Origin of the sequence: Bacillus sp. ILBB4, assembly GCF_035064545.1 — a bacterium.
Classification (GTDB): domain Bacteria; phylum Bacillota; class Bacilli; order Bacillales; family Bacillaceae_H; genus Priestia.
On the sequence record NZ_JAIQVD010000012.1, the window covers coordinates 39,056 to 62,425 of the forward strand.

Consider the following 23,370-nt stretch of genomic DNA (forward strand, 5'->3'; position numbering starts at 1 on the left):
AATAGAAAAAGGTGTCTCTTAGCAAATAGGGATACCTTTTTTATTTCTGATAATACCTGTTATGTAGACTTTAAAAGTGGATTATTACTCAGTGACTTCTTTTTCCACAGTACTTATTATTTTATACAAAGCTAAAGATGTAGTCTCTACATCCGGAAAATGTTCAATATGGCCCGTTTTAATATTCTTCACTTGAAAATTCTTTAGTTCTTTAGAATAACTGAGAGAAAAGGTATGATTTCCACTACAAAAGGTATGAGTGATTTCACTATCTTCATATCGTAATAAAGTTTCTAACATTTCTTTGATTTTTATTATTGTCATGTATCAGCAAACCCCTTTCTCACTATTTAAAGAAATTTAAAAAATTAAAGTTTAATCCATTTTAACATAGGGTATATTTATAAGTTATTACCTTCCATAATTGAAATAAAGATTTTAAAAATGAAATAAATTTGTAAAAAAACAAAAAAATGTAATGTTGTATTGAAGTTAGGTGCTATATGACGAATGCAACATAGTTAGCAATTCTTAATATATATGGTAAAAAAGATGGATGTAAAATACATTTTTTGAGGGTAAAAATAAAAAGAGTCTTATTTAAAAATGATATTTTTGAGGAGGTAGGAGGTATCTGAAATTGTGTAGTGCATCTAGATTCAAAATGCGAATTTACAGCCCTCGGTGGGGACTTAAGGACCTTTATCATTTTAAAAAAACAAAAAGGGGTTGGAAGTTTGAAAACTATAGATGTAAGGGTGAAGTAGATAAAGGCGGTAATCCTTTATTTTATAAAGCCCTTATTACTGAATCCATTTCCTATCCTAATCATCTAGAGGTTTATATTTCTAGTGCATGGGAGAATGTTAACACGTTAAATAAAGAACAAGTTCAGAACATTTTTGATGAACTATCTGAATGGATATCAGCCAGTGAAAATAACCTCCATTAACCCTTTATCATGGTGAAAGAAGTAGCACTATCATGAGTGTGTTCAAGATTTACAAATTGGTTATAAAAGAATTAGCATTTCTTATCTAAAGCCATATCTATTGGGGATAGTACAAGGAAGAATTTTCTTCATAGACAATGTAAAAATGACATTTTACTTTGAGGTATTGATTATTTAAAGCTAACTATAATCAAAAAAATAAGGGGGCGTATTCAAAATGGAAGCTATTTATAATCAGAGAGAGAAAATGACTGATTTTATTAGAGACAACAAACAGAATTTCCAGGATAAACTCTTATCAGAGGCGGTTAACGTAGCCTCTAAAATTAATGACATTTTAGAAACTGGGAATATTGATCTTTTAAAAAATGCTCAAAAGTTATCTCTATATGTCGTAGAACAAAAAGAAGAACAACTCATTGCTTTCGCTCAGCAAGAAGGCGTAGCCTGGGCGGAGCACGCCTTAACTCTTGCCTTCAAACTAGAATGGGTACAGGCCATTAGGCGAACATTATGGCATTTTATCTATCAATATGATCGAATAAATAACCATTTTAATAGCCGTGAAGAATTTTATGCCTTAGAGAAACGTATTAATGATAAGATTGATCAATTTCTTAACACTTTTCTAATCAGTTATTCCAAATATAAAGATGAATTAATTGCCTCCCAGAGGGACTTAGTGGAACATCTATCGGTGCCTATTATACCACTTAGCCAATCTGTAGCTGTATTACCATTGATCGGAATGGTTGACACATACCGTATCCAAACGATTGAGGAGAAAGTATTGATAGGCATTTCAGATTTAAGGATTGAAACATTAATTATAGACCTTTCTGGAATTGCTAATATGGAGATGCATGTCATTGACCATTTCCAAAAAATATTAACTGGAATTTCAATGATGGGATGTAAGGCAATTCTTACAGGTTTACGTGCTGACCTGGTGCGAACAATGATTCACTCAGGAATCTCCTTTCAAGACAAGGCAGAAACAAAAGGGACGTTACAGCAAACATTAAAAGAATATCTAGAACTCCATCAAATGTAGGAGGAATAGGTAAGTTTACTCTACCCAGAGAAATGGAAATGAATTTATGAAATTAGAATCGTTTTTGAAAAAATAAATCATTATTCAGAAAAGCCTTATAGGAAGATATAAGGCTTTTTGTGCCTAGAAAACCATTAAGGTAGCTAAAAATGTATGGAGTATACAGCTTAAAAACAAAAAAACTACTGCTCCCATACAGTAGTTTTTCTGTTACACATATCTTATGTTTAAGTACTGATGCCTCACGGCGTCTTAATTAGTTTTACGTATATTTAAACACTTTATTCGTTTTATCCTAACGTACTAAGATCTTTTTCTAGATAAAGTGTTATCTTTTACATACATTTCATAGTGTCCATTTATGTAACTAGACACCTTTAAATTAAGTAGAAGAGCTTTTAGGTTAACTATTTTTTCAGTATCTAATCCGCACTCTTTTGCTAGTTCTTCAATTCCTTTTTTACTGATTTGTATGTTACCTTCCAAATCGGTTACTGTTTCTTTACTGTACTGGAAAGGAACTTCATCTATAACTTCTGTAATTAATTGATCCTGCCCTTCACAATCTAGTCTCCCTTTGACTGCAGCGTGTTTCCCAATTAATACAGCCTGCTCTTTTATGTCCGATAAGAGAATCATTAATCTAATTTGTTGATTCATTAGAACATGGTGTTTATCAAAAATAGAGATAATTTTAGTTTGATAATCATCCATGGTTGTATGAAGTTGATGTTTTGCTTCTCTTATTACTTCTTCGCTGTTTTTAATAAGTATCATACTTAATTTCTCTTCCCTTTCCGTGTCATGCATACTTTCATTATAACAAACATAAAAATAACAAACATAAAAAGGAAACAGCATTTTTCACTACTTACCATGATAAATAATGTATATAAACAAATATTATCATGCGTTTATTACTCATTAACATTAATTGTAGGAAAATATACTGACTCATAATTTTTAAAGATTTACCCCAATAATAAGCGACCTCATTGATTCCAATTAGAATTATAAGGTCGCTTATAAGATACTCTGATTCAAATTTTGTATTTTTACCGTTCTTTTATTGCAAAGCAATTGTTTTATCATTAATTCCTCTTCTCATTTTTAACATTTTTATCAATTGTACTAGGTAAATAAGGTAAGAATTTAGTTTGAATTGCTTCTCTAGAATAAAGTCAGACAATATTAGGCTGGTATTGGTAATCACTCTAATTTACATTTTGTCTCTTTCTTATGCATGATGACCATGATTATTCTTCTGTCCCATTTTACGCATAATAAAGCTTACAATTAACACTAAAATAATCGATCCAATAATAGCTGGGATAATTGCAAATCCACCTACGACTGGTCCCCAATTACCTAAGATAAGTCCACCTAACCAGGCACCAATAAAACCAGCAATAATATTACCGATAATTCCTCCAGGGACATCTCGGCCTGTAATTAAACTAGCAAGCCAACCGATAATCCCTCCAACAATTAGCATCCATAGTATTTCCATTAAGAATCGTCTCCTTAGTAAAAGATTTAGTTGGCTTTACCCCTAAATGAGACGAATTAATCGTGGGATTTTTTTCTTGTTTAGAGGCTTTTCTCTCAATTAAGTAGAAAATTTCACACGGATTTCTTTAAATAGTTACTAAGATCTATTCCTATTCACCATATGAATTTCCTAAACAAAAATACGCCATATATCATAAATTTATTTGCTTCTATGGGTCTTGTAATTCGTTTGATGATATCTTAGTGATCTTCTTTTTATTTCATTCAAGTGATAAGAACCTATTCTTTTATATAAAAAAGAGAAAAACAATCCGAGTTAGAGATCAATTGTTTTTCTCGACAAATATATAGCTTCTACTATCTAGATATTCTTTTTTTACATCCATATTTAAGTGCTTTTTTTAGAAATACTATCTGATTGTATAACTCGTGCTTAGTAGATAGATGTCTACACTTATCATAATCCGCAATTAAACATTTAATCTCCCTATGGAATAGGAAACGTTCATAGTTATCGAGCATATCCTCCCCTCCTGATGTTATTTCTTTTATATTACCCCTTCGACACATAATGACACTTGATTTCTGATAATAGCGATTATGTTAACTACCTTTTTACATCATATATAACCTAAACACAGAAAAAACTGCCTTTTAGGTTCAGTTCAGAGGGGATTAGTTTATTCTGTTACGTAATTAGAAGTTAGTTTTTGATATCTCAGGACATCTTGGCTGTTATTTATTATTCATTTTATAATTATTAAATAAAAAGAAACAGACTTGTTAGGAAGTCTGCAACTGCAACAAGAAATAAAGCTATTTACATACAACAGGTATTGTATATAATCAAGCGAACTTTAGCAGTCTACCCTATTGAGGAGATTTTATACTTTATTGACCTTATGTAGACTAGGTTTGGATATGGTATATATCTTCAAAAAAAAAAGCTACCTCTTATCAGAAAAAATGAGGCAATCTTTTTCTATACAGTAACCACAATGTTGTGTTGACGCTTTGTTGCATCTTAAGTAATTTGGCCCAGGTAGTAAAAAATATGTATATACATAAAAAATTGAGTGTATTTTAAATTTATGTTTTGAAATATACAAGAAAGGGAAAAGTAACTTAATTTTAATAAGGATGAATTTTGAACAAGAAAAGTGATTAATATGTTGAGTGAACTATGATAATGAATCTGGAGGGAAGGTATGTCAATTAATAAAGAGGTTTTATATCTTGGTAAAAGATTTAAGATTATTCATATTTATAGTTCTGGTTATTGTGAGCTTAGAAAAATTAACGATCCTTTCAAAGTAGAGCTGGCTTTATTAAATGATATACTACTAACATGATAATAGTTGTCGCATATTTTTATTTTACTAACCAAACTGACTCAATTTGATTTTTGTTGTTAAATAAACATATTAATCATTTTTTGATAAAAATAGAAACCAAATTCCTAATATATAAAGGATTTGGTTTCTTATAATGTCCATTATACTAACTAAAGTTGCATAGCATATACAGCCTAAAAACAGAAAAACCTACTGCTTATACAGTAGGTTTTTCTCTAAGATCATCCAATGCAATGGAAGCCTTAAGGCTTCTTGAGTAGTTTGTTTAAACTATTATTAATTATTCGTTTTATAATCAAAAAAAAGAAACAGATCAAAAAAACTGTTTCTTGTAAAATTCCAATCCAGATTAATACATTACCCTTCCGTTTAAGAAATAAAACATAATTATTTCATATGGAAAATTTCCACTGGAGAGATATTTGAATATCAGAGTCTAGTGCTTGAGCAAGGTTCGATTTAATTCTTATATTTTTAAATGAAAGACCAAGTTGAATGGCTATTTGGGCAACTTCTGGTCTAATACCAGATAAGGTAGACTTCACTCCAAGTAGACCAAGGGTATCAATTAATTGAAATATTTGATGCGCAACCATCGTATCAACCATAACAACCCCTGATAGATCAATGTAAAGGTGGGCAATATGTTTGTTAGCACATTGCTGTAACGTACTTTCTAAGATCATTTTTGCTCTTGTAGTATCAATATCTCCAACCAGTGGCAAAAGCGCGATATCTTTTTTTATGGTGATGACCGGTGAACTTAATTCATGAATCATTTCTTGTTGTGCTTTTAATTGAAGGGAGGAGGTTTCTTCAGCTGCTGTTATAAATTTTAAAATGGTAATGTCAAAAATTCGAATCACATGTTCTTCCCATGCGTTTATCAGCTTAGGTTCTATAAACCCTTCATATGTATTTACGAATTCTTCTATGGAATCACGGTATTGCTTACGAACTCGCATAAACTCTTTAGTAATAGATGAAATAGGTGTTCTTACATGTTCATTATCTTTTGCAATCTTATTAATCCATCCTTCAGTCTCAAACGCTCCCCCCTTTACCACGTATATACCCTGTATTGTACCCAACATATCATTTTATAAAAAATTTCATCTACACAAAAACAGTAGGTTTTAAATTAGTCCTTTTACAATACAGGTTTTTACATTTTAAAGATCCATCTACTTTCCTGTATTTGCTATATTCGGTTCTATATGGTATGATTAAGTTAATTATTTTTGTTCGGTGTAGGATTAAGAGAAGAGAAATCTCTTCCATAGAAATTTTCATCTTAAGATAGTATGGTTGGACAAGGGTAGTAATACAAGTGTGGAATATTCCACACCAGGAGGCAATATTATGGAACAAGGTACAGTGAAATGGTTTAATGCAGACAAAGGGTTCGGTTTTATAGAAGTTGAAGGCGGAGACGATGTATTCGTACATTTCAGCTCTATTCAAAGTGAAGGCTTTAAATCGTTAGACGAAGGTCAAAAAGTAACGTTTGATATCGAACAAGGTCAACGTGGAGCACAAGCTGCTAACGTTCATAAAGTAGCATAATTAAAATGAGTAAAAAAGACTCCACCTGGGAGTCTTTTTTTTACTTTTGATTTCACTAGCTAGCAAAAAACGTATTATATCTACTTTTAAAATCTAGATATAATAGAAAAACCAGAGTTTTAAGTCTGGTTTCTAGATAAAACGAACGGTACAAGGTATGGACTAGTTATACCACATATTAGAAATATAAAGCAAATATCGCATGTTTTTTTGGTAAGAAGTTTAATTTCAGTTAAAGAAGTGCCAGAAATTTTTTATGGATTTATCCAAAAGGCAGCCATAAATTATTTTTGATGGGGATTAGGTGACGCATCTAAAAGCCGTTTTTTAGCTCTCATTTTATGGCCACATAAAGGACACTTTTGATGATTTTCATAAGAGAAGTTTTTTCTCATCCAACCATTACACTCTTCTGACTCACATTCCCAAATCATTGTTTGTTCTTTTGGTAAGGGCTCTTGATCTTTCTTCCTATGGTTATAATACATAACTACATCATCCTTCCTCCTAAATAGTATACCTTTTAAAAAAGAAATAGTAGGAACCATATCTTTCTAAATTACATTACTCTTTATAGGTACTATAAGAATTTATAAATACACGTAAGCACGGATAAAATAAGGCATGAGTTCGTCTTGTACAGATATGTTAAAACAAGATATTCGTGGATAGTAACACTGATTTACCATACACAGGAATGAATAAGCAGGATCTCTAGTTAAAGAGTACCTTTCTCATTTCTGAATTTAAGTAAGAGAAGGAGCACGAAACAGTTGAAAAATTTTTCTGATTTTCATTTAAGTAAAGACATTGAAAAGGCCGTTCATAACTTGGGTTTTGAAGAGGCTACGCCGATTCAGGCTGAAGCTATTCCAATAGCTATGACGGGTAAAGATCTAATTGGCCAAGCTCAAACCGGTACTGGAAAGACAACAGCTTTTGGTATCCCCCTTATAGAGCGAGTTGAGCTTGCTGAGGAAACGATTCAGGGAATCGTTCTGGCACCGACACGTGAACTAGCGATTCAAGTAGCTGAAGAATTAAATCGAATTGGACAGGTAAAAGGAGTTAAAACATTACCCATTTATGGGGGGCAGGACATTAATCGTCAAATCAAGGCTCTGAAGAAAAGGCCGCATATTATCTCAGCAACTCCAGGACGTCTTATGGATCATATGAAAAGAAGAACCATTCGTTTAAATCACATTCGTACAGCTGTTCTGGATGAAGCAGATGAGATGTTAAACATGGGTTTTATTGAAGATATTCAAACGATTCTTGGTGGCATCTCTTCTCCCCATCAAACCTTACTATTTTCAGCAACCATGTCCAAGCAAGTACAAAGTTTAGCACAGAAATTTATGAACACTCCTGAACTAGTGCAAGTAAAAGCGAAGGAGTTAACGGTAAAGAATATTGAGCAACAGTATATAGAAATTCCAGAAAATCGAAAATTTGATGTTCTTTGCAATCTTGTAGACCTTCAATCACCAGACCTTGCTATTGTGTTTGGGCGCACAAAAAAACGTGTGGATGAACTTGCTGAAGGGCTAAAAAAGCGTGGGTATGCAGCAGAAGGCATTCATGGAGACCTTACCCAATCAAAACGTGCCGATGTGATTCGTCAATTCAAGGAGCATACGATTGAGATTATGGTCGCAACCGACGTTGCAGCAAGAGGACTTGATATTACAGGTGTTAGTCATGTCTATAATTTTGATATCCCTCAGGACCCTGAAAGCTACGTTCATCGTATTGGGCGAACAGGACGGGCGGGTAGTAAGGGATTGGCAGTTACATTTATAACGCCGAGAGAACGTCATCACTTAAAAGTAATCGAAGATGTCACGAAAACCAGAATGTCTAGACAATCACCTCCTACTTTCAGTGAAGTAATGGCAGGAAATCAGGAAGCAGTCATTCACCGTATTTTGAGTACCATCGACAAGAGAGAGTTCGAGGAATATAAGCCTATGGCGAAAAAGCTATTAGAAGAAGTGGATTCTGTTTCCTTACTGTCAGCCACTTTAAAGCTCTTAACAAAAGAATCGAATATGGCTCCCGTCCAATTGACTGAAGTGGCACCACTTCGTAATAAAAAGGCAAGAGCAGAACGTAGGAGAGGTAGAGGTAGAAAAGAAACAGTAGGTCGTAAAAAAAATTATAGAAAATAATCCCTTACTGTTTTATGACTATCTACTTCATTAGTAGGTATGGAGGCTTATCACACCGTACAGTGTCAAAGTACAACTATTCCTTCATGAACCAACAATCGAAGAAGGGCTGCTCATTATTTAAAACGTATACCATAATGAAGAAAACCTACACTAGTCGATGTAAACCTTTCTCAGCTTCATTACAAGAATTACATGACGACTTTAATCATTATCCTTACGTTTGTCGAGAAGATCTAGCAAAAAAACTGGATACAGATAAAGAATCTTAGGAGATTTAAACTATATCTTAAGGTAAATGAAAGTAAAAATTTTATTATTTCTAATACAGGAGAGGATGAGGGCTATGAGCGAAAACCTATTTACTAATGGAGAAATAGTAAGTATAAGAGTATCCAATGAAGTAGTGACAATCTTAAAAAATCATTATGTAAAAAACATGAAAAGATACTCTTATACAGTCGATAAACACCCAAATACTTTTTTCTTTGAAGAAGAATTAATGAAATACGAATAACAATTACTACTGAATGAGTTCTGGTAAAAAGGACTTTTAAGGACTTTTAAAGTAAAAACAGACTCTGAAGATAGAGTCTGTTTTTCATTATGGTTTCTTATGCTTTACGTACGTTTGTCGCTTGTGGTCCACGTTGCCCTTGTTCGATATCAAAAGTCACTTCTTGACCTTCATCCAAGGATTTAAAACCGTCACCTTGAATAGCTGAGAAGTGAACAAACACATCTTCTCCACCTTCACGCTCGATAAATCCAAAACCTTTGTCGGCATTAAACCATTTCACTTTACCGTGTTCCATTTTGTTGCCTCCTAAAATATAGAAAATAAACCAGATTATAATTAAACCTAGCTTATTTATTATATTATCCCAATAAAGACATCTTAAACTTAAATTAATTTGATCTTTCTAACGTGCTTTATCATTACCCACTTCACTAAAAGATTATTAGGGTATGATTATATACATCATAATGAGGTTATCATGCAAAAACTTCAAAATATTTATAAGTGACCTTCTAAACATGGAAATGATGGAAGATCGAAAATTCCCCGTTGTCCACACAATGCATTATGCATTTTATTCATCAATATGAACCTAAATTAGATGAGAGAGCACAATGGGACCGGTCTGTCCAAAAGAAAGGGAAGTTTACAAAAAAATTTGAATAGTGGCGTAAAAATACATTCTATTAGATAGGAATCTATATACCTTTTTTATATAAATGCAAACTACGCGCTAGAATCCGTAAACTTGTTTACAAATAAAAAATGACGCCGTTTTAGGCGCCATTTTTCACAGAATAGAGAAGGACACACCCTATGCACGGGCGGTACTATTAACACATCGTCTTGATTTGATAATACCCAGTGTTCAAATTTAATAAACCTGTGGTGATGACGATTTATGCAAAATATCTGCATGGAGGTAAGTCTACACATAATCTGGATTTTTGCGTGTAAATAAATAACAAAAAAACAAAGTTAAATTGTCTTTCTGTACACCTCACCTATGATTTATGTCATTTATAAGAGATTATTTTTTCTCATATTTTAAAGGCAAGGGGGAGAAATCATTTTTTGTAACTGATTGTTTAAAAACTAAATTCCTATGCTCTCTCTCTTCTAATAAATCTCTAATCTCTTTACATAAATGAATTCCCATATTCAATAATTCGATTTCTTGTGACATCCGATTTGCTCCCTCTTGAATAAGTTTATAAAAAATTTTACGTAAAATGAAAAAAGTCTTTGAAATGGGACAATAATTATCTTTGTGAAAGGATTTGATTGAAGGAGCAGAGCATATATGCAGAAATAAAGGCAAATGGGTGTTTAATTTATAAATTTATATTACTTTATAAAAATCAAAACAAGGCACCTTTTTTATCTATTGTAGATACACGAGGTTATTTAACAGCTTGTTTTAATTCCTTTCCTGCTTTAAAGGAAGCAATTTTTGAAGCAGGAATCTGCATTGTTTCACCTGTTTGAGGGTTTCGACCTGTTCGTTCTGCACGTTCTCGTACTTCAAATGTACCAAAGCCAATTAGTTGGATTTTTTCTTCCTTAGCAAGTTCGGCAGCAATTGTTTCAAATACTACATTCACAGCTTTTGTAGCGTCTTTCTGTGTTAGATCTGCTTTTGTTGCAACGGCACTTATTAGTTCCATTTTATTCATAGTCAAACACCTCATTTCATTTGTTTAAGCAAGTATATTAGTGAAATAATCTAGCTTTTATGCACTTGCTCTCTTATAAGATTAGATAAACGTAGGTAAATACCCTTTAATTAATATACAATATATAACAAATTCTTTAATACAGTTAATTTCCTATAGCTATAATAAACGCATGTCTCACAGAAACTTAAAATAAAAAGAACCCAATCAGTTGGGGAGTTTATTGGAGCTTCTTCTCTTAGAGCCACAGTTAATCAATATTAAAACAAGAAGGACCTTTACTTAGGGGTCTTCTTTTACCGATAATTCACATTACGTAAAATCATTTATAATAAATTGTACTTAATAAAAAAGAATCCTTTGCTGATAGGCAAAGGATTTTCAAATTTATCGGAATAGGGGGAATACGTTATTAGTTTGGACAGTTTTATAGATTAATATACAGGAGAGATTAAAGAATTATATTTTTTATTTTAAAATTCATTTTGCCAATAACCCGTTTTTGCTAAATGGATAGACTTTCTCTTCCAAGAAATACACAGATGTAATCAAGTAAATATTAAATTATTTATTGAATATTAAACATTTCATTATTTACACTTAACCCAGGCAAATATGAACTTTTACTTTTTATCCTATACGAATCTATCTTCTATTTTTCTTCCAAGAAATTGTTATATATACGATAAACAAACAATAAATCTATAAGTATTCGATTTTAATGTGTTTTAAATAACGTAAATTAAATATAAAATAAAAAACTAATTTCTTTTATATAAAACAGTAAATGAATAAACGACCTTATAAAAATATTAGTTTCACTATTTACTCTTTCTGACGACAAATAAGAAGTTTTTCTACAAGGTATGTAATATTTAATGTTATTTTTAATAAAATACGTTAACTATTACTTCCATTGACAACATTAAATTAAATTTACTTAAAAATCTATATCCATTTTAATCTCGTATTATTTTCTATAAGATTATACAATTTATATATATAAAGAGAATAATGATCCATTTGTTGTAACTAAGTGTAATTAGTGAAACTTTAATTTTTATAAGTTAGTTTTATTAGTTACTTCTTTGCAGGGAATAAGTTTACTTTTTATTTTTAATAAAAATTTTATTATTTAAAATATATTAACATTAAATAATTATAAATTTTCTACTGTACTATTAAGAACAGAATAATTTCTTAAAATGTTAGGTAGAAAATTGATTGATATATAATAAGAAATAAAAAGTATAATTTATAGAAATAAGTTTATATAATTATTTCCAATCATGTAGTTATATATTAATTAACGAACTACATATATATATTTTGTTTTCTTGTTTATCAAAAATAGAAAAAACTTGTTAAAAAAATTTATTTCCTTTTAACAAGTTTCTTTTTCCTTTACGAATGCTTTTTTTCTTTATACCTTTTTGAATCTCGAACTAGAAAAGATGTCCCAGTCATTAAACAATTGAGGAAACAATACTTAGTTAAATAATGGGAAAAACTATATTTGAAATAAAAGTACAAGAAAAGAAAAAAACTTAAATAAAAAATAATTTGCACATATCTTTTCAAAACTAAGTTATTAGGAGAATTCATGCTTCTTACTCCTTCAATAATCGTTTGAAATGGAATTATTATTCAGTATAAATGGCGGGCTTTCCTCTGCTATTTTACAAAACCATTATAAAAATGTTAGGCAAATTAGTAGTACCTGTGAAATTACTATTTAACTGATTCTTAGTTCTTAACTAACACCAAAAGTTAGTTAATGTCACTCTGTTTAAAATCTTGTTGTTCAAAATTTTGGGGCTTATGCTGATATCCTACGTTATTATTACCCCAGAGCTTCTCATAATCCCAACCTGTTAGCGCTTTCAAAACACTTCTTGTTTCTTCATCAGCCTGTTCCATTGAACCATTATTCTTTAACCTATTAATTTCATTAATCATAATGGAATGAGTTTTCTTAGATAGTTTAAATCTAAATGAAATAACTAAACTAATACCGACTAGCCCTACAGTTCCGAAAAACAGAATACCTACAATCCCATTTATTGCTGTAGTAGACTGTGTCGTCGCACTTGCAACAAATCCACTTTCCTGTAAAATAACTCCTACTAAGAATGTGGCTAAAGCTGTAGTACTCTTGCGTGTAAAAGTCATAATACCTGCAAATATTCCTTCTCTTCTTTTACGAGTTACCATTTCATCTACATCAGGAATGAAAGTGTAAATATTCCATGGTATATAATATAATCCACTCTTCCCGATTCCTAAGATAACAGAGAAAGCATATAGCGCTATAATCATATAAGTTGGTTGTGTGAAGTATAAGAATATATAACCACTTATACATGTAATAATAGCAACATAAGATATTTTCAAAGATGGTGCAGGACCTATTTTAATAACGAGCCAACCAAACAATAATGTACATAACATTTGAAGTAATGAACCAATAGATAATAAATCGGATGCCAATACTGCATCTTTATTTAAAGAAAACACAACAAAGTAGACAAAGACAGCGTTTAAAATATCCATGGCTGTAAAGGAACAAATATACATAGTGAGGTGCTGACGGAAACTTCTAATTCTAAAAGTAGATGTTAAGTCAATGATGAATTTATTTATGGATTCTATAGCAGGTGCTCTTTCTCTACCATAAGGTTCTGTAATGTCCTCTTCTATTTTACGTTCCCACGTTGTTCTATGTGTAATTAATAATGCAGCCATAAAAATAAAAGTGAAGATAATCCCATTGTAAAGAAAAACTTGAGGTGAATCTTTTCCGAATATTTCGAATAATCTACCTGGAATAAAGGTAGCTAAAAATGTTCCTAGTCCTGAATAGATTAATCTTATTGTTGAGAGCTTGGTCCGTGCATTAAAATCGTTAGTCATTTCAGCTCCAAGTGTTTCAAATGGAATTAATACCATCGCTGCAAGGAATTCTAACAAAATATAAACCGTTAAATAGTACCAATAGTTCATATCAGAAATCCAAAGCAAGGAATAAATAAACATTAAAGGGCTTCCAACTAGTAAAAAGAACCTGCGCCTTCCAAACTTTTTTCCAAGTTTTGTACGGCCAAAATTATCAGTGATATGCCCCATAAGTGGGCTTGCTATGGCATCAATAATACGAGCAATCGCAATAATAGATCCTGCTTCAACGGGGGTAAGACCACAATATGTAATGAAAAAATATAACATCCATGCGCCTATTATAGCGAATGCTCCCCCTCCAAATAAATCCATTGTTCCATAACCAATATAATTTTTGAGTGTTAGTTTCCTGCTCTCAGTCCGCATTCTTATTTCTCCTTTCCAAGCCTACCTATAAATTTAAAAAAACACATAAAATAATGATGTATGACAAGGAAGAATATAAAAATATTAAACACCTGAATACGCCATAAAACCTCCATCAACAGGAATTGTCACTCCGGTAACAAATGCTGACATATTATCATCAACAAGCCATACTAGGGTACCAAGAAGATCTTCTGGCGTACCAAACCTTCTCATTGGTGTGTTCGAAATAATCTTATGAGACCTTTCTGTATAATCTCCTTCTTCATTTAGGAGAAGGTTTTTATTTTGTGAGGTTAAAAAGAAGCCCGGTGCAATTGCATTTACTCTAATTCCTGCCTCGGCCATATGAACAGCTAACCATTTAGTGAAATTTTCAATTGCTGCTTTTGCTGCGCTATAAGCAGGCACTTTGGTCATTGGAGAAGGTGCACTCATAGATGACATGTTGATTACAACTGCTCCCTTTTGGTTAACCATATTTTTAGTAAAAATTTGTGTAGGAATGAAAGTCCCCATAAAATTTAAATCAAATACATTTTGCACACTATCTGTACTTAAATGAAAAAAAGTATTTAACTTAGGATTAGTAAGGTCTTCTGTTTGAAATATTTCGTTGGTTGTATTTGCACTTGAGTGGTTACCGCCAGCTCCATTTATCAATATTGTACACGTGCCTAATTCCCCTGTTACAATCTTCTCGGCTTGTTCAACACTATCTTTATTCATAACATCACATTTAATAGCAATCGCTTTCCCACCCATAAGGTTAATTTCTTCGGCTATCTTTTCACCCTTTTCGACTGTTCTATTTAAAATAGCCACAGACACGCCATGTCTAGCAAGTTCCTTTGCCATGGCGCTGCAAAGTACTCCACTCCCTCCTGTTATTACAGCTACTTTACCATCTAAATTTTTATTTTCTTGTATGTTTACCATGTAGTTTCCACCTTTGCTTCTTTTAGTACAGAATTTTTATTTTTTAAAGCATCCCAAGCTCCCCACAAATACATAATTCCAAGTGCTCTATCATAAAGACCATATCCAGGCCTACATTGTTCATCCCAAATATGTCTTCCATGATCGGGTCTACAATAACCTTTGAATCCGTTTTCATTATAAGCATGTATAATGGCTGAAACGTCTACTGATCCATCTTTTGACCGATGCGATGTTTCAACAAAGTCTCCATTATCATATACACGTACATTTCTTATATGAGTAAATGGTATCCTATCAATAAATTCGTGAATCATAGAAACTAAATCATTTTCTAAGTTTGCTCCTAAAGATCCTGTACAGAGCGTTATACAATTATATGGGCTACTATTTAGTTGTAAAATTTTTCTGATGTTTTTTTGGTTAGTTACTATTCGCGGTAGACCAAAGACAGGCCAAGGTGGATCGTCAGGATGAATAGCCATTTTAATATCATTAAGTTCTGCAATTGGAATAACCTGATCTAAAAAATATTTCAAGTTGGCCCATAAATCATCTTCTGTTATATTTCTGTAGGCTTCAAAAAGTTGGTGAAGGTGATTTAACCTCTCTGGTTCCCAACCTGGCATGGTTAAACTCGAGTTCTCACTAATTTTATTTACTAAGTCTTTCGGATCAATATCTTTAATTCGACTATGTTCATAAAATAGAGCTGTAGATCCATCAGAAAGTGTTTTATTTAAGTCTGTACGTATCCAATCAAATACAGGCATAAAGTTATAACATATGACTTTAACACCCACCTTTGCTAGCTTCTGAATTGTTTTCTTATAATTTTCTATGTATCGATCTCTAGTTGGAAGTCCGAGCTTAATGTCTTCATGAACATTCACGCTTTCAACCACTTCAATATGAAGGTTATGTTTATCAGCTAATTTTTTCATTTCTAAAATTCTTTCTATTGGCCACTCTTCTCCTACGGGCACATCATGCAGTGCCCAAACAATTCCTTCCACTCCTGGAATCTGCTTTATTTGTTCCAGTGTTATAGTATCGTTTCCTTCTCCAAACCATCTAAATGTCATCCTCATCTACCATCACCCCTAAAAATATAAGCAACAACCTATTTTTTATTTAAAATAATTTGGATATTCTTTCTTCAATAATTCTTTATCAACAAGTGCAATTTTCAAATGCTCTTCCATGATTTTTTCAGCTTTATTAGTATCTTGATCTTGTATAGCTTTGAAGATATTTACATGTTGAGAAAAAATATTATCCCAATTATAATCTGTTACTAGCCTTAACATGCGACTCCTATTAAAGTGTACATTCATCTGTTGAATAACTAACCATGTTTTTTCTTTTTTACACCGTTTGAAAATAGTTCTATGAAACTCCTCATCTAATTCAAACATTTTTTTATAGTCTTTTTTCTTAACGCAAATTTTTTGCATACTTAAATTCATATCTAAATCAATAATCAACTCTTCAGAAAATTCCTGACAGGCTAGTCTAATAACTGCCTTCTCGAGATGTTCTCGCATAAACCGTGCTTCCTCCACAAGGTTCAAATCAATTAAAGAAACAAATGTACCTCGTTGAGGATAGATACTTAATAATCCTTCTTGAGATAATTTTAAAAAGCTTTCTCTTACAGGAGTTCGACTAACATTAAATTGAACTGATATTTCTTTTTCAGAAATATTTGTCCCAGGTGGAAGCTTCAGGCTTAATATTTGATCTTTTAGCATATTGTAAACTTGTTCCCTCGTAGAGAGGTTTTGGTTTTTTAAATCAATATTCATTATTCTAATCTCCTTTCTCTAACATACTACCATACAAGTACATTAGAATGGTAGATATTAATTTAATTTTTCTGAATATTTGTACTGTGAGCATTTATAACTCTTGATGATTCCAACTATGTAAGCCATTTTCAATAATAAAAGTGGGGGTATTAAAAAGAAAATTCAAAAAAGTATACAAAATTCAAAAAAATGAGATATAATGTTTTTGAGCTACCATACTAGTATAACTAGAATATTAATAAAACTAACGGTACTCTGCTCTATAAGTTAGTTGAATTATTAAGTTTTTTGAAAGCGCTATCTCATTATTAGAAGTAAAAATTTATCTTCTTAACAGAAGGGAAAGATTTATATGTCCAACATCGCAATTATAGGAACTGGATCTATTGCAACTGCCCATATTGAGGCTTATCTTGCAATGCCTGAAATTAGTAAAATTGTAGCTTTAGCTGATATTTATCCTGAAAAAGCAACGTCTGCAGTAACAAAATATAACCTAGAAGCACGAGTTGTCGCTAACTACCAAGAGTTATTGAATGACCCTAATATTGATGCCGTTTCCATTTGTACACCCCCTTATATGCACGCAACCATTGCCATCGATTTTCTTAAAGCAGGCAAACATGTCTTAGTAGAAAAACCTATGGCTTCTTCCCTAAAAGAATGTGACGAAATGATAAAAGCATCTATTGAAAGTCAGAAGCTTTTATCTGTTGTTGCTCAAAATAGGTTTATGACTCCTATTATGAGATTAAAACATGTACTTGATCAAAACCTAATTGGAAAAATCGCTCATACTCAAGTTGATTCTTTTTGGTGGCGTGGTCATAGTTATTATGATTTATGGTGGCGCGGTACATGGGAAAAAGAAGGTGGAGGTTGTACACTTAATCATGCTGTTCATCATATTGATATGTTGCAATGGATGTTAGGGTTACCAACTGACATTTTTGCAGCAACTAGTAATACCTTGCATGATAATGCAGAGGTTGAAGACCTTTCTATCGCTGTACTTCGCTATGGAAATGGTAGCTTAGCACAAGTAACAAGTTCTGTTGTTCATCATGGAGAAGAACAACAACTCATTTTTCAAGGTGAAAAAGCTAGAGTATCTGTCCCATGGAAAGTAAATGCTCAAGTAGCTAAAGAAAATGGGTTTCCTCAAGAGAAAAATGATGAGGGTTTAGAAAATCGTATTCAGGAAGCTTTTAATCAATATCCGGAATTACTATTTGAAGGGCATAAAGGACAAATAAATAATTTTTTAATGGCTATCAATGGTAACCAGGAGCTTCTAATTGATGGAACAGAAGGAAGAAAAACACTAGAACTTATTACAGGCATCTATAAATCTGCAAACCTAGGTGTTAATGTGAAGCTGCCTCTTTTAGCAGACGATCCTTTTTATACACGCGAAGGAATGCTCGCGAATGTTAAGCACTTTTATGAAAAACAAAGCAGTGTAGAAAATTTTTCAGACGATACGATAACAGTTGGAGGAAATTACGAGAAAATATGAGTCTAGCGTTATTAAGTTATAGGTATTAAAAATAAACTGGAAGCTAGCTTGAGGAGGAACAATAATGCAGAAAAGTGATGGAATGAATTATGCTCCTAAGGGAAAAAGTGCCCCTGTCGTTACAGAAGGAAAATTCGTAATCGCAGCTATAGGTCTTGATCATGGACACATCTATGCAATGTGCAATGGATTAACTGAGGCTGGGGCTACATTAAAATGGGTTTATGACAATGATCAGAAAAAAGTACAAGAATTTTGTAAAGCATATCCGGAAGTACAGGTAGCCAAAAGTGAGAAAGAAATTCTCGGAGATCCAGATGTGAGGCTTGTGGCAGGCGCAGCCATTACATCTAAACGTTGTGATTTAGGACTGCGTGTTTTAGATCATGGTAAGCATTACTTCACGGATAAATCACCTTTTACGACGTTAGAACAATTAGAGCTTGCTCGTAAAAAAACAGCTGAAACGGGGCTTAAATGGGCTGTTTATTATAGTGAACGTTTGCACGTAGAGAGTGCCGTATTTGCTGGTCAATTGATTGAACAAGGAGCAATTGGAAAAGTGGTACAAGTTCTTGGAACTGGCCCACATCGTAGTAATGTAGAAAGCAGACCAAGCTGGTTTTTTGAAAAAGAATATTATGGAGGTATTCTATGTGATATTGGTAGTCACCAAATTGAACAATTCCTTTTCTATTCTGGCGCAAAAGATGCAAAAGTTGTACATAGTAAAGTGGGCAATTATAAGCATCATCAATATCCTGAATTAGAAGACTTTGGCGATGCTACTTTGATTGCTGATAATGGGGCTACAAACTACTTTAGAGTAGACTGGCTGACTCCTGATGGCCTTAGCACTTGGGGGGATGGGCGCACATTCATTCTTGGAACAGATGGGTATATTGAAATTCGCAAATACGTAGACATAGCAAGGGATAAAATAGGAGACCACTTATACTTAGTAAATCAACATACAGAGCAACACTTTTCTCTAAATGGAGAAGTAGGATTCCCTTACTTTGGTGAGCTTATTTTAGATTGTTTAAATGATACCGAAAATGCTATGACTCAAGAACATACTTTTAAAGCCGCAGAACTATGCTTAATTGCACAAAGAGATGCAATCTACGTAAATAATGAGTTTGAATTAAGTAAGATTTAAAAAAGTGAGGTGTTATTTTTGTTAATAACACCTTATTTAATTTAATTGAGATTTTCTAAACATAAGTTTGAAAGATAAAAAACTATAAAATGTATAGGGGTGACTATATTGTCTACATTCTTAAGCGAAGATATGATGCTCAATCACGAAAGTTCAAAAGTTCTTTATCATGATTACGCAAAAAATACGCCAATCTATGATTTTCATACGCATTTAATGGCTGATGAAATTGCTACTAACAAAAAATATGAAAATATGACTGATATTTGGCTTAATGGAGATCACTATAAATGGAGGGCTATGCGATGGTTAGGCGTAAAAGAAAGACTTATCACGGGGAATGCAAGTGATAAGGAAAAATTCTTAGCTTGGGCCCAAACTGTTCCATATACAATAGGAAACCCTCTTTATCATTGGTCACATTTAGAATTAAGCCGTTATTTCAATATAAATGAGTTATTCTCAGAAAAAAATGCACATAAAGTTTGGGATACCTGTAATGAGAGATTAAATGAAAGTAACATGTCCACAAATGGAATTTTAGAAAAATTTAATGTGAAAGTTGTATGTACTACTGATGATCCAATCGACACTTTAGAAAGTCATCAAATTATACGTAAGGATATAGGAATTACGACTAGGGTCTTGCCTACATTTAGACCGGATTATGCTTTAAATATTGAACAATCAAATTTTGTAAATTATATAGAAAAATTAGGTGATTCAACCAACGGCGTTGTTTTAACATATGAAAACTTTATCGCTTCATTACATTCACGAATTGATTATTTTCACGCAAATGGATGCAGAATTTCTGATCATGGTTTCGAAATATTTCCATTTTCACCATCTACTGAACAAGAAGTGTCTTCTATATTTGTACATGCTCTGCAAGGAAAAACACTATCTCTAGAGGATATAAATAAATTTAAAACAAACACTCTTATTCACCTGAGTAAAAAATATCATTCTCTTAATTGGACCATGCAATTACATATAGGTGCTTTAAGGAATAATAACACACGAATGTTCAAGTTAACGGGAAAAGATAGTGGGTACGACTCTATGTCTGACTTCCACCTGGCAAGACATTTAAATGGTTTTTTTAATGAATTAGAAAAGGATAACGTTTTACCTAAAACAATTGTCTATAATTTAAATCCTGTTCATAATGCTATTGTGGCTTCTACTATAGGGAATTTTCAGTCTTCTGATGCCAGGGCAAAAATTCAATTTGGATCCGGGTGGTGGTTTAACGATCAAAAAGACGGCATGTTAGATCAAATGAAAACATTATCTAATATAGGCTTGCTTAGCACTTTTGTAGGTATGCTTACAGACTCAAGAAGCTTTTTATCGTTCCCTCGCCATGAATATTTCAGAAGAATTTTATGTGATTTATTTGGGACTTGGATAGAAAATGGTGAGCTTCCAAGAGATTACGAGTTTATAGGGAAAATAGTCAAAGATATTTGTTATAACAATGCCGTGGATTATTTTAGCATTGAAATAAATGAGACAGTACCGATAGAAACAAATTAATGATACAGTAGGACATAAATTTCCATTCTGAATAAAAAGCTCGTTAAAAAGAGGTTTCTCCTATAGAGAAAATCTTTTTTTAACGAGCTTTTTCTATTGTATGTTACTTTTATTAAGAGATTGATTTAAGTTCTTTTGTTAAATAGTCATTGATATTCTATAAATTAGAAACACAATACATTGCAGAAAAAGGTCTTATTTGTCGTCAGTTACTGTAAATAGTAAAACATTAATAATAATTGAAATACTTTAGTATTTACTTAACGAATCACAAAACAATAATAAAGGTTTTTTGAAAAATCAGAGTCAATTACAACATTTATTTTTAAAGTTATATGTATATGAATCTATAAATCTGTCCAAACTAATAACATATTCCCCCTATTCCAATAAATTTGAAAATCCTTTGCCTATAATACGGGCAAAGGATTCTTTTTTCGTTTCATCAATCTAATAATAAATAATACATTTTATATTTTATTTAAAATTCTTTATTTGCGTTAAGTGTACGTTCCTTTTTTCCTCCATGCGCCCATATTACAACTGGAATTAAGATTAAAGATAAAATACCTCCACTTAATGATAAGGTTGCATAGCTGGAATGAGCTACAACCATTCCGGATAAAGCCCCACCAGAAGCTCCTGCTAATGCAATTAAAACATCTATAGTCCCTTGAGTTTTGGCACGTGTAGATGGTTCTGTAGCATCAACAATTTGTGCAGTTCCACTTATCAGTCCTAAGTTCCATCCTAATCCCAATAAACAAAGAGCAAGGACTAGAAAACCCATTGAACTGCTTGGAGCTATAGCTGCTACGAGACCTGCCAAAAGTAAGGTGACTCCAGAAGCAATCGTCATAGCAGTTCGGCCAATTTTATCAATTAGAATTCCCGTAACTAGTGAAGGAAGATACATTGAACCTATATGAGCACCAATCACAATTCCTACTTCACGTAAGCCGTGTCCATGGTGTCCCATATGTACAGGTGTCATGGTCATAATAGAAACCATTACAATTTGAGTAAGTACCATAACTGTTGCACCAACAGCCACTCCTTTTTTATTAGTTGACTGTTCAGTACTTGTTAAATTTTGTTGAGCGTCACGGTCTTGTTTATTCGCTTCAATTGCTCTTGCTATTAGTAGTGGATCTGGACGAAGCATAATAAAAAAGACAAGACCAGCTAGTATATATGCAGCTGCTGCTAATATGAAAGGTCCTGCGAGTGCCGGAACACCAATTGAAAGCGCAAAATGTCCCATGACATTAACTAAATTTGGGCCTGCAACAGCTCCAAATGTGGTAAAAACCATAGCCATACTAACTGCAGTTGCCCGTTGTTTTGCGCTTGCTAAGTCTGTACCTGCGTAACGCGCTTGTAGATTAGTTGCTGTTCCTGCTCCATAAATAAGAAGAGAAGCAAATAAGAGAAAAATACTATTTATAATGGCTGAAAAGATAACTCCAATTGCTCCAATTCCACCTATTATAAAACCTGTTGCTAGACCAAAACGACGTCCGTATCGTTGCGAAAGCCTGCCAACTGCTAAAGCAGCTCCTGCTGATCCTAAAGTAAACATAGCAGTTGGTAATCCTGAAACTGCATCTGTACCAAGCATTTGTTGAGCAAGGATTGCTCCTACAGTTATTCCCGCAGCAAGACCGGCTCCTCCAAAAATTTGTGAAAGGCCAACGATAAATAATGTACGCTTGTATAACTTGTTCTTCTTTTCAGGAGAGTCAATATAACTTTGAATTAAATCATTCGTATACCTTGTCATGTTAAACACCTACTTACATTTTAGTTGTTAATCAACTTTTTTCGTTTTTATAAAGCCTCAACTATTTTGTCAAACCTTTGATAAAGTGCCCTCCTTTAAAATTCATTTAGGATAAATAACCCTCTCTATTTAAATATTCAATTCATAAATTGAATATTTAAATGCTAAACTTGAATATATTTTTTGTCAATGCCAAATCCTTCAGAGAATTATGCAGCTTAATGATTTGATCCTTAATATTATTTCCTCTCTGTTTAATACAATATGTTCTATAAGTAATAGTTATTATGAGTTCTTACATCATTTCCACTTAATAAAATGATAACAGAGAACGAATTATTCCGGTCTAAATTACTGTAAGAGTAGATTTAATGAATACTAACGGCTCTAAAAAATTATGCAGTGAGTAAAACTTAGTTGACGAATTGAAATTCCGATGTTACTATTCAACTATTCAATTGAATAATGATTTGCAAATCAT

20 protein-coding genes are annotated in these 23,370 nt (G+C 32.5%); 7 read left to right on the forward strand and 13 right to left on the reverse strand.

What is annotated here, in order from left to right; genetic code table 11:
* Positions 1-84 precede the first annotated feature (84 nt).
* Complete coding sequence (locus tag LAV82_RS27545; RefSeq protein WP_499717380.1) at positions 85-324, reverse strand: hypothetical protein; 240 nt, start codon at positions 322-324, stop codon at positions 85-87.
* 845 nt (positions 325-1,169) lie between these two features.
* On the opposite strand from LAV82_RS27545, the gene LAV82_RS27550 reads away from it, so the two are divergent.
* Positions 1,170-2,006 carry an STAS domain-containing protein gene (locus LAV82_RS27550; protein WP_499717381.1) on the forward strand — a complete coding sequence of 279 codons (837 nt, stop codon included), beginning with the start codon at positions 1,170-1,172 and terminating at the stop codon, positions 2,004-2,006.
* A 303-nt stretch (positions 2,007-2,309) separates the two neighbouring features.
* Here the strand turns inward: LAV82_RS27550 and LAV82_RS27555 are convergent, their stop codons facing one another.
* Complete coding sequence (locus LAV82_RS27555; protein ID WP_499717382.1) at positions 2,310-2,783, reverse strand: hypothetical protein; 474 nt, start codon at positions 2,781-2,783, stop codon at positions 2,310-2,312.
* 460 nt (positions 2,784-3,243) lie between these two features.
* The gene (locus LAV82_RS27560; RefSeq protein ID WP_061860540.1) at positions 3,244-3,516 is read right to left on the reverse strand and encodes a GlsB/YeaQ/YmgE family stress response membrane protein; all 273 of its coding nucleotides are present in this window, start codon (positions 3,514-3,516) and stop codon (positions 3,244-3,246) included.
* A gap of 1,210 nt (positions 3,517-4,726) precedes the next feature.
* Here LAV82_RS27560 and LAV82_RS27565 point away from each other — a divergent pair.
* Positions 4,727-4,870, forward strand: a complete 144-nt coding sequence (locus tag LAV82_RS27565) for a hypothetical protein (RefSeq protein ID WP_280157952.1) — start codon at positions 4,727-4,729, stop codon at positions 4,868-4,870.
* A 395-nt stretch (positions 4,871-5,265) separates the two neighbouring features.
* On the opposite strand, the gene LAV82_RS27570 is transcribed toward LAV82_RS27565, so the two are convergent.
* The gene (locus tag LAV82_RS27570; RefSeq protein WP_499717383.1) at positions 5,266-5,940 is read right to left on the reverse strand and encodes an STAS domain-containing protein; all 675 of its coding nucleotides are present in this window, start codon (positions 5,938-5,940) and stop codon (positions 5,266-5,268) included.
* A gap of 295 nt (positions 5,941-6,235) precedes the next feature.
* On the opposite strand from LAV82_RS27570, the gene LAV82_RS27575 reads away from it, so the two are divergent.
* Positions 6,236-6,439 (forward strand): cold-shock protein, encoded by a 204-nt coding sequence (locus tag LAV82_RS27575; RefSeq protein ID WP_053488357.1) that lies wholly within the window; start codon positions 6,236-6,238, stop codon positions 6,437-6,439.
* Positions 6,440-6,723: 284 nt separating this feature from the next.
* On the opposite strand, the gene LAV82_RS27580 is transcribed toward LAV82_RS27575, so the two are convergent.
* Positions 6,724-6,927: a cold-inducible protein YdjO-related protein gene (locus LAV82_RS27580; RefSeq protein WP_499717384.1), complete on the reverse strand. Its 204-nt coding sequence runs from the start codon at positions 6,925-6,927 to the stop codon at positions 6,724-6,726.
* Between the two features lie 285 nt (positions 6,928-7,212).
* Here LAV82_RS27580 and cshA point away from each other — a divergent pair, with 285 nt between their 5' ends.
* Positions 7,213-8,613, forward strand: a complete 1,401-nt coding sequence (cshA, locus tag LAV82_RS27585) for a degradosome RNA helicase CshA (protein WP_499717385.1) — start codon at positions 7,213-7,215, stop codon at positions 8,611-8,613.
* A 614-nt stretch (positions 8,614-9,227) separates the two neighbouring features.
* On the opposite strand, the gene LAV82_RS27590 is transcribed toward cshA, so the two are convergent.
* The 7 genes from LAV82_RS27590 to LAV82_RS27620 form a co-directional block, all read right to left on the reverse strand.
* Positions 9,228-9,428 carry a cold-shock protein gene (locus tag LAV82_RS27590; protein WP_207372278.1) on the reverse strand — a complete coding sequence of 67 codons (201 nt, stop codon included), beginning with the start codon at positions 9,426-9,428 and terminating at the stop codon, positions 9,228-9,230.
* 735 nt (positions 9,429-10,163) lie between these two features.
* On the reverse strand, positions 10,164-10,319 hold the full coding sequence (locus LAV82_RS27595; RefSeq protein WP_353636124.1) for a hypothetical protein: 156 nt from the start codon (positions 10,317-10,319) through the stop codon (positions 10,164-10,166).
* A gap of 217 nt (positions 10,320-10,536) precedes the next feature.
* A complete protein-coding gene (gene hbs, locus LAV82_RS27600) occupies positions 10,537-10,809 on the reverse strand; it encodes a non-specific DNA-binding protein Hbs (protein WP_097825578.1) in 273 nt (90 codons plus the stop codon).
* Positions 10,810-12,579: 1,770 nt separating this feature from the next.
* Entirely contained in the window at positions 12,580-14,133 is a 1,554-nt protein-coding gene (locus LAV82_RS27605) for an MFS transporter (protein ID WP_499717386.1), read from the reverse strand.
* A gap of 84 nt (positions 14,134-14,217) precedes the next feature.
* Positions 14,218-15,072, reverse strand: coding sequence for an SDR family oxidoreductase (locus LAV82_RS27610; protein ID WP_499717387.1), 855 nt, complete (start codon positions 15,070-15,072; stop codon positions 14,218-14,220).
* Positions 15,066-16,163: a mannonate dehydratase gene (uxuA, locus tag LAV82_RS27615; RefSeq protein WP_211079943.1), complete on the reverse strand. Its 1,098-nt coding sequence runs from the start codon at positions 16,161-16,163 to the stop codon at positions 15,066-15,068. The genes LAV82_RS27610 and uxuA overlap by 7 nt, the downstream gene beginning before the upstream one ends.
* A gap of 39 nt (positions 16,164-16,202) precedes the next feature.
* A complete protein-coding gene (locus tag LAV82_RS27620; protein WP_211079942.1) occupies positions 16,203-16,880 on the reverse strand; it encodes a GntR family transcriptional regulator in 678 nt (225 codons plus the stop codon).
* A 355-nt stretch (positions 16,881-17,235) separates the two neighbouring features.
* On the opposite strand from LAV82_RS27620, the gene LAV82_RS27625 reads away from it, so the two are divergent.
* From LAV82_RS27625 to uxaC, 3 genes are all read left to right on the forward strand, one after another.
* A complete protein-coding gene (locus tag LAV82_RS27625; protein ID WP_499717388.1) occupies positions 17,236-18,402 on the forward strand; it encodes a Gfo/Idh/MocA family protein in 1,167 nt (388 codons plus the stop codon).
* A 64-nt stretch (positions 18,403-18,466) separates the two neighbouring features.
* Positions 18,467-19,564 (forward strand): Gfo/Idh/MocA family protein, encoded by a 1,098-nt coding sequence (locus LAV82_RS27630; protein ID WP_211079940.1) that lies wholly within the window; start codon positions 18,467-18,469, stop codon positions 19,562-19,564.
* 108 nt (positions 19,565-19,672) lie between these two features.
* The gene (uxaC, locus tag LAV82_RS27635) at positions 19,673-21,106 is read left to right on the forward strand and encodes a glucuronate isomerase (protein ID WP_211079939.1); all 1,434 of its coding nucleotides are present in this window, start codon (positions 19,673-19,675) and stop codon (positions 21,104-21,106) included.
* A 481-nt stretch (positions 21,107-21,587) separates the two neighbouring features.
* Here the strand turns inward: uxaC and LAV82_RS27640 are convergent, their stop codons facing one another.
* On the reverse strand, positions 21,588-22,889 hold the full coding sequence (locus LAV82_RS27640) for an MFS transporter (protein ID WP_499717389.1): 1,302 nt from the start codon (positions 22,887-22,889) through the stop codon (positions 21,588-21,590).
* Positions 22,890-23,370 lie beyond the last annotated feature (481 nt).

Coding starts and splice junctions, on each gene's coding strand:
- LAV82_RS27545 (WP_499717380.1), bottom strand. CDS start 324: ATGACAATAATAAAAATCAAAGAAATGTTAGAAACTTTATTACGATAT.
- LAV82_RS27550 (WP_499717381.1), top strand. CDS start 1,170: ATGGAAGCTATTTATAATCAGAGAGAGAAAATGACTGATTTTATTAGA.
- LAV82_RS27555 (WP_499717382.1), bottom strand. CDS start 2,783: ATGATACTTATTAAAAACAGCGAAGAAGTAATAAGAGAAGCAAAACAT.
- LAV82_RS27560 (WP_061860540.1), bottom strand. CDS start 3,516: ATGGAAATACTATGGATGCTAATTGTTGGAGGGATTATCGGTTGGCTT.
- LAV82_RS27565 (WP_280157952.1), top strand. CDS start 4,727: ATGTCAATTAATAAAGAGGTTTTATATCTTGGTAAAAGATTTAAGATT.
- LAV82_RS27575 (WP_053488357.1), top strand. CDS start 6,236: ATGGAACAAGGTACAGTGAAATGGTTTAATGCAGACAAAGGGTTCGGT.
- LAV82_RS27580 (WP_499717384.1), bottom strand. CDS start 6,927: ATGTATTATAACCATAGGAAGAAAGATCAAGAGCCCTTACCAAAAGAA.
- LAV82_RS27590 (WP_207372278.1), bottom strand. CDS start 9,428: ATGGAACACGGTAAAGTGAAATGGTTTAATGCCGACAAAGGTTTTGGA.
- LAV82_RS27595 (WP_353636124.1), bottom strand. CDS start 10,319: ATGTCACAAGAAATCGAATTATTGAATATGGGAATTCATTTATGTAAA.
- hbs (WP_097825578.1), bottom strand. CDS start 10,809: ATGAATAAAATGGAACTAATAAGTGCCGTTGCAACAAAAGCAGATCTA.
- LAV82_RS27605 (WP_499717386.1), bottom strand. CDS start 14,133: ATGCGGACTGAGAGCAGGAAACTAACACTCAAAAATTATATTGGTTAT.
- LAV82_RS27610 (WP_499717387.1), bottom strand. CDS start 15,072: ATGGTAAACATACAAGAAAATAAAAATTTAGATGGTAAAGTAGCTGTA.
- uxuA (WP_211079943.1), bottom strand. CDS start 16,163: ATGAGGATGACATTTAGATGGTTTGGAGAAGGAAACGATACTATAACA.
- LAV82_RS27620 (WP_211079942.1), bottom strand. CDS start 16,880: ATGAATATTGATTTAAAAAACCAAAACCTCTCTACGAGGGAACAAGTT.
- LAV82_RS27625 (WP_499717388.1), top strand. CDS start 17,236: ATGTCCAACATCGCAATTATAGGAACTGGATCTATTGCAACTGCCCAT.
- LAV82_RS27630 (WP_211079940.1), top strand. CDS start 18,467: ATGCAGAAAAGTGATGGAATGAATTATGCTCCTAAGGGAAAAAGTGCC.
- LAV82_RS27640 (WP_499717389.1), bottom strand. CDS start 22,889: ATGACAAGGTATACGAATGATTTAATTCAAAGTTATATTGACTCTCCT.